The 6,269-nt window shown below is 37.5% G+C and carries 5 protein-coding genes; all 5 read left to right on the forward strand.

Annotated elements, in window-relative coordinates; all coding sequences use genetic code 11:
• The 5 genes from NFR44_RS09285 to NFR44_RS09305 all read left to right on the forward strand — a co-directional run bounded on the left by NFR44_RS09285 (position 1) and on the right by NFR44_RS09305 (position 6,143).
• Positions 1-2,115 (forward strand): RNA degradosome polyphosphate kinase, encoded by a 2,115-nt coding sequence (locus NFR44_RS09285; RefSeq protein ID WP_251444241.1) that lies wholly within the window; start codon positions 1-3, stop codon positions 2,113-2,115.
• Between the two features lie 552 nt (positions 2,116-2,667).
• On the forward strand, positions 2,668-3,672 hold the full coding sequence (locus NFR44_RS09290; RefSeq protein WP_251444244.1) for a resuscitation-promoting factor: 1,005 nt from the start codon (positions 2,668-2,670) through the stop codon (positions 3,670-3,672).
• 190 nt (positions 3,673-3,862) lie between these two features.
• Positions 3,863-4,402 carry a ribonuclease M5 gene (gene rnmV / locus NFR44_RS09295; protein ID WP_251444247.1) on the forward strand — a complete coding sequence of 180 codons (540 nt, stop codon included), beginning with the start codon at positions 3,863-3,865 and terminating at the stop codon, positions 4,400-4,402.
• A gap of 29 nt (positions 4,403-4,431) precedes the next feature.
• Positions 4,432-5,289, forward strand: a complete 858-nt coding sequence (gene rsmA / locus NFR44_RS09300) for a 16S rRNA (adenine(1518)-N(6)/adenine(1519)-N(6))-dimethyltransferase RsmA (protein WP_251444250.1) — start codon at positions 4,432-4,434, stop codon at positions 5,287-5,289.
• 11 nt (positions 5,290-5,300) lie between these two features.
• Positions 5,301-6,143, forward strand: a complete 843-nt coding sequence (locus tag NFR44_RS09305) for a polysaccharide deacetylase family protein (protein ID WP_251444253.1) — start codon at positions 5,301-5,303, stop codon at positions 6,141-6,143.
• Positions 6,144-6,269: the final 126 nt, after the last annotated feature.

The raw sequence follows: 6,269 nt of genomic DNA on the forward strand, positions 1-6,269 counted from the left end.
ATGTTTAATAATTATAAATATTACTTTAATCGTGAATTATCTTGGCTAAAGTTTAACCAACGAGTGTTGCAAGAGGCCATTGACAACTCTAATCCTTTAATGGAAAAATTGCGTTTTATTGCTATTACCAGTTCTAATTTAGACGAATTTTTTATGATTCGTGTAGCTGGTTTAAGGCACCAAGAAGAAAATGGGATTGTAAAATATGATGCGGCACATATGGATGCGAAGGCTCAATTAAAGGCTATTGATGAGTCGGCAAAGCGTTTAGTGCGCGTGCAATATACGTATTTGAATCATGTTATGGAAATGCTAGGTAAAGAAGGTTTACATTTTGTTAGGCCGGAAGATTTAAATAGTGAACAATTAGAGTGGTTGCGGATGCACTTTGAGCGAGTGGTATATCCTGTTGTTACGCCGCTGGCTGTAGACTCTGGCCATCCATTTCCTTTTTTAGCGAATAAAACTATTAATACAGTAGTTCAGATTAAGCGTTCTATCGTAGAAACTGAAGAAGATGTAGAAGCAAAAATTGCTATTTTGCCAATCCCATCCGTATTGGATCGTATCGTAGAAGTACCTAGTCATGAAGGGCAACGTTACTTTATTTATTTAGAAGATATTATTACCTATTATGCGCATACTTTCTTTGTAGGGTATGATATTTTAAAAACTATGACATTCCGCGTTACCCGTGATGCGGACTTAGAGATTGATGAAGAAGAAGCACAGGATTTGCTCCTTGAAATGGAGGAATCCTTACGCCGTCGTCGCCGTGGTGCAACTGTACGCTTAGAAGTGGCGGGAGAGCCTGATGATGAGTTGTTGCATTTTATTTTATCCAGTTTACAGTTAAAGCCTAAAGATGCGTTTATGGTTCATGGTCCATTAGATTTATGTATGTATTTTAGTTTCTGTGATTTGCCTGGCTATGAGCATTTACGATATGTGCCATTTGAGCCTTGTGAACCAGCTGATTTGGTAGGTCATGAAGAAGAAAATATCTTTGATCTTATTAAGCGTCATGATATTTTTGTACATCATCCTTTTGAAACCTTCCAAACAGTAGAGGACTTTGTAGCACAAGCGGCCAATGATGCTAATGTATTAGCTATTAAGCAAACCTTATACCGTGTAAGTAGCAATTCGCCAATTATTTCTTCCTTAATTAAAGCGGCTGATAATGGTAAGCAGGTAACTGTGCTTATGGAAGTAAAAGCTCGTTTTGATGAAGCAAATAACATCTTGATGGCTCGGCGCCTTGAAAAATCAGGTTGCCATGTTATTTATGGATTAAAAGGCTTGAAAACCCATTCTAAAATTACCATGGTTGTACGCCGTGAAGATGACGCTATTCGTCGCTATGTTCATTTAGCTACAGGGAACTATAATGGTAAAACAGCTCGTTTATATACGGACTGTGGTATTTTTACTTGCAATGATGAATACAGCGAAGATGCATCAGCATTCTTTAATTTAATTTCAGGATATTCAGATCCACCTATTTGGAATAAATTCATAGTGGCACCACTCAATTTGCGGGAGAAGATTATGGAGCAAATTGATGAAGAAATCAAATATGCTGAACAAGGGGAAGAAGCGTATATGATTGCTAAAATGAACTCCTTGTTAGATAAAGAAGTAGTGGCTAAATTATATGAAGCTTCATCAAAAGGGGTAAAAATCGATTTAATAGTTCGAGGTATTTGCACTTTGCGCCCAGGGATTCCAAATGTAAGTGAAAATATTCAAGTTCGTTCCATTATTGGGCGCTTCTTAGAACATCATCGCTTATTCTATTTCCGCCATGGTGGTAGTGATCGTGTATTCTTGTCGAGTGCTGATTGGATGCCAAGAAATTTAAATGAGCGGGTAGAATTGATGATTCCAATTGAAGATAAAGATCATAAAGAACGTATTCGTGGTATTTTAGATCTATATTTACAAGATAATCAAAAGGCTCATGTAATGAGAGCTGATGGGTCTTATCGTAAATTGGTAAGTAAAGAAGACCGTGTTTCGGCCCAAGAAGTACTCATGAAAGAGGCTAAAAAGGCTTGTGAACGTCCACAACTAACTGTAGTAGAACGAATGCAACCAATGTATAAAGAGTAAAAACTATTAATTTATAGAAGTTTAACCTATAATTTATAGGAAATTAGTCTATAATTATAGGAATTTTACTTATACATGGAGGTAAAATATTTACACGAATCGTTTAACGAATGAGAGCGGAATATATAAATTTGCTTTGGTTAAAAATTCTCTATAATTTTACAAAAATTTAGTAAAAACAAATAAATTTTCTGAATCGAAAAGATACTCTTTTTTGATAAAGATTTGAATATATCAAAAGTTGGTATTAAAATTCGGAAACATAATATAACCCTTCACTCCTTATGGGATAGGCTTTTCAAGCGTATGCTATCAGTGGTGAAGGGTTTATTATTACTAAACTGAATAAAAAATGAACGAAAGATTTAGTAAAAAAATAAATATATGTGGTGATAACTCTTTAGTGTACACTGTGTATGGACTCAATATAAAATAACCGCACATTTGATAAAACCTGAGAACCTTATGAAATAGCCATTCTTTTTCGTATTGCTCAAAATGATTGACGGTGAATATCTCTTTGTGGTAGAATAGGCGAGCAGGAGGGATTAGATGACAAAATATCTAGTAATGCAGAAGAAGCATATGACGAGTCTTGTGAAGCGTCATACAGGGCTTGTTCTGTTACTCTTAGCAATGGTGTTTATTACTATTTCAGGCTTTGCTTGGAATGAAAAATCTGTCACAATTATTGCCGATGGAGAGACACGCGTTGTTAAGACACACCTCAACTCAGCGGATGGGATTTTACATGATGCCGGGATTGCGCTTGGTAGTAAAGATGCTATTTTATTGAGTACAGCTACTGTACAAAATGGCACAGAACTTACTGTAGTAAGAGCGTTTCCTGTAAAAGTAACTGTTGATGGCGTAGCTTCAGAAGTGATGACTGTGCAAACAACAGCCCAAGGCTTAGCTGATGAGTTGGGATATAAGGCACCTAATTACGTACCATTGGGCGATAGTGACACACACTTGCAAGCAGGTAGTGAGGTAGCAATAGCCCGAGTAACCAGTCGTTCTGTTAAAACGTATGAAAAACCTGTAGAAGTACAGGTCATTCGTCAACGAGATGATTCTATGCACGTAGGTGAGCAAGAAGTAGTTCAAGAAGGAACTGCTGGCTTAGTTTCCGTTCAAGAAGAAATCTTGTACCAGGATGGTAAAGAGATTAAAAAGCAAATTATTAGTCAGAATGATATTAAACAGATGGTACCGACAATCATCAAAGAAGGTTCCCGTGATGTAGTTGAAACATCACGTGGGGTAGTACGTTATCGCGAGGTGCTTACAATGGAAGCGAGCGCGTATTTACCAGGCGATGGTGATGGTCGAGGCATCACAGCTACCGGTATGGTGGCTAGACGAGGCGTAGTAGCAGTTGACCCTAATGTAATTCCATTGGGGACACGGTTATACATTCCTGGTTATGGCATGGCCATAGCTGCGGATACAGGTGGGGCTATTCGAGGTCATCGGATTGATTTATTGATGGACTCGTATGGTGAGGCTATGGAATTTGGCCGTCAATCTATTGAAGTTTATGTGTTACAATAAGTAATTCTATAAAGAAATGTATATGGAAAACGCAGCGTAAGAAGCGGTTCACAGTTTTGTGGCCGCTTCTTTATTATTTACTCAGAATTTGGTAAAATTAAATAGCAAAAATAGTCAGTTTCTCTCGTAGGAAACTCTATTAAAAATTTAACAGAACGTAGTATTAGGCTATTGTGGAAAGGACATACTTATGTTAAAAGAAGTCATTGTAGTAGAAGGTAAGTCAGACATTCAACAAATTGCCAAAGCTATAGAAGCTGATTGTATTGCCACGGAAGGTTTTACATTGCGTAAAGGCGTATTAGAGCAGATTCAAGTAGCCTATGACAAACGAGGTATTATTATTTTTACAGATCCTGATACGGCTGGAGAACGGATTCGTCGTTTTTTAGCTAAAAAATTTCCTAATGCACAACATGCATTTGTGTCACGTGATCTAGCAACGGCCAATGATGATATTGGTATTGAACAAGCATCGCCAGAAGCTATTCGGGAAGCATTAAGCAATTTACATACGCATTCGTTAGAATCTTCTGAAGAATTTACGATGCAAGATATGGTGGCACATAGTTTAACTGGTTTCCCACGGAGTGCCGATAATAGAGCTATTGCAGGGGCAAAATTAGGGATTGGCTATGGCAATAGTAAGCAATTTTTATACCGCCTTAATCATTATGGTGTTACTCGCGAAGAGTTTAATGAAGCGATGCGTGACATTATGATTGGGTAAACGTTTACTTATATTTTGAAAGGAACTATATGTTAGAATCAGTTATTGCAAGTCCAGAAGTAGTACATTATATATGTAAACGTTTTGGCATACACATGAGCAAAAAGTTGGGGCAAAACTTTTTGATTTCTCGCCATGTAGTTGATGATATTGTAAAGGCGGCTCAACTTATACCAGGGGAGCCAGTCCTAGAAATTGGACCGGGTATTGGTACGTTGACACAAGGACTAGCTCAGAGCAAAGCTGATGTTACAGCTGTAGAATTAGATCGACGTCTTTTAGAAGTATTAGATACGACCTTAGCGGGCTATGATAATGTGCGCATTATTCATGGTGATATTTTAAAGGTAAATATTCCTGAATTAATGAATGACAAGCCATTTAAAGTAGTGGCTAATTTGCCTTATTATATTACAACGCCGATTATCATGTCTTTACTAGAGATGAAATTGCCGATTGAGCGTCTTGTTGTGATGGTACAAAAAGAAGTAGCTGAGCGAATGGTAGCAACGCCAGGTTCTAAGGCATATGGTGCTTTATCAGTAGCGGTGCAGTATTATACTGAGCCTGATATTGTGTTTGAAGTATCACCAAAATCATTTTTACCACCACCTGAAGTAACCAGTGCTGTTATTCGTTGTCGTTTGCGTAAAGAACCACCAGTGCAAGTAGGGGATGAACGTTTATTGTTCCGCGTTATTAAAGCTGCTTTTGCACAACGGCGTAAGACTTTTAGCAATACTATGAAAACGACAGGGCTTAGTAAAGAACAGATTGAAGCTATTTTAAGCGAGGCTCAGATTGATGGTAGTTTGCGAGGCGAAACTTTTACTTTAGATGAGTTTGCTCGCTTAGCTAATGCTTGGCATTCACTATATGGTGCATAAGGACGCATAACATGTTACAAAAAGTTTTTAAGGGAATCGGTTTATTGGCGCTTATACTAACAAGTATTATGGTTGGTTTTTATGTAACAGCACCTATATATTCATGGCGTGGTATTCCCGTCTTAAATTATCATCAAGTGAATGATGAGAAGTTTTCACCACTAACAATGAAAACCAGCGACTTTGAAGTACAGATGGCATATTTGCATGAGGAAGGTTTTCATGCAATTACGCTAAATCAACTTTATAATTATTTACAAAATAATGTTTCCTTGCCTGAAAAACCAGTGGTCATTACCTTTGATGATGGTTATGTAGATAACTATGAAAAGGCAATGCCAATTTTGCAAAAATATGGCATGAAGGCAACCCTATTTATGATTGGCGATTCTATTGGTACTCCCGGTTTTTTAAATGCAGAGCAATTGCGAGCGATGGAGGCGAGTCAGACTTTTGATATAGAGTCTCACACGTATAGTCATAAAGATTTGCGTTCTTTAGCATTAAGTGCAGTGACGACAGAGCTTATAAAGTCTAAACAGCTGCTAGAAGGTGTACTAGGCCATTCTGTGGAATATATTGCGTATCCTTGTGGTTTTACTACGGCTGACATAGATAATTTAACTAAACAAGCGGGCTATCGTTTAGCTTTCACTGTAGATACAGGTAATGTCAATCAAGGGGCGAATAATTTTAATTTGAATCGTGTGCCTATATTTGAAGGGGACAATCCGCTATTGAGTATGAAATTGCGTTTGCATTATGTAGAAATAGTAGGTGGCCTTTGGTCATTACGCGATTTTTTACGTGCTCATAATCAACCAACTTTGGCGGCATTAGTTCCGTTATTTTAAAAGGCTATGTCACAACAAACAGTTGATAAATAGCCATTTTTGTAGGGGAGTATCAGAACTCCCCTACAAACTGTTATTTGCAGTTATCTATACTCATTTGGAATTTCGATATGAAATGTCTCACAC

It is taken from the genome of Veillonella intestinalis, from assembly GCF_943193155.1.
Classification (GTDB): domain Bacteria; phylum Bacillota; class Negativicutes; order Veillonellales; family Veillonellaceae; genus Veillonella_A; species Veillonella_A intestinalis.

Coding starts and splice junctions, on each gene's coding strand:
- NFR44_RS09285 (WP_251444241.1), top strand. CDS start 1: ATGTTTAATAATTATAAATATTACTTTAATCGTGAATTATCTTGGCTA.
- NFR44_RS09290 (WP_251444244.1), top strand. CDS start 2,668: ATGACAAAATATCTAGTAATGCAGAAGAAGCATATGACGAGTCTTGTG.
- rnmV (WP_251444247.1), top strand. CDS start 3,863: ATGTTAAAAGAAGTCATTGTAGTAGAAGGTAAGTCAGACATTCAACAA.
- rsmA (WP_251444250.1), top strand. CDS start 4,432: ATGTTAGAATCAGTTATTGCAAGTCCAGAAGTAGTACATTATATATGT.
- NFR44_RS09305 (WP_251444253.1), top strand. CDS start 5,301: ATGTTACAAAAAGTTTTTAAGGGAATCGGTTTATTGGCGCTTATACTA.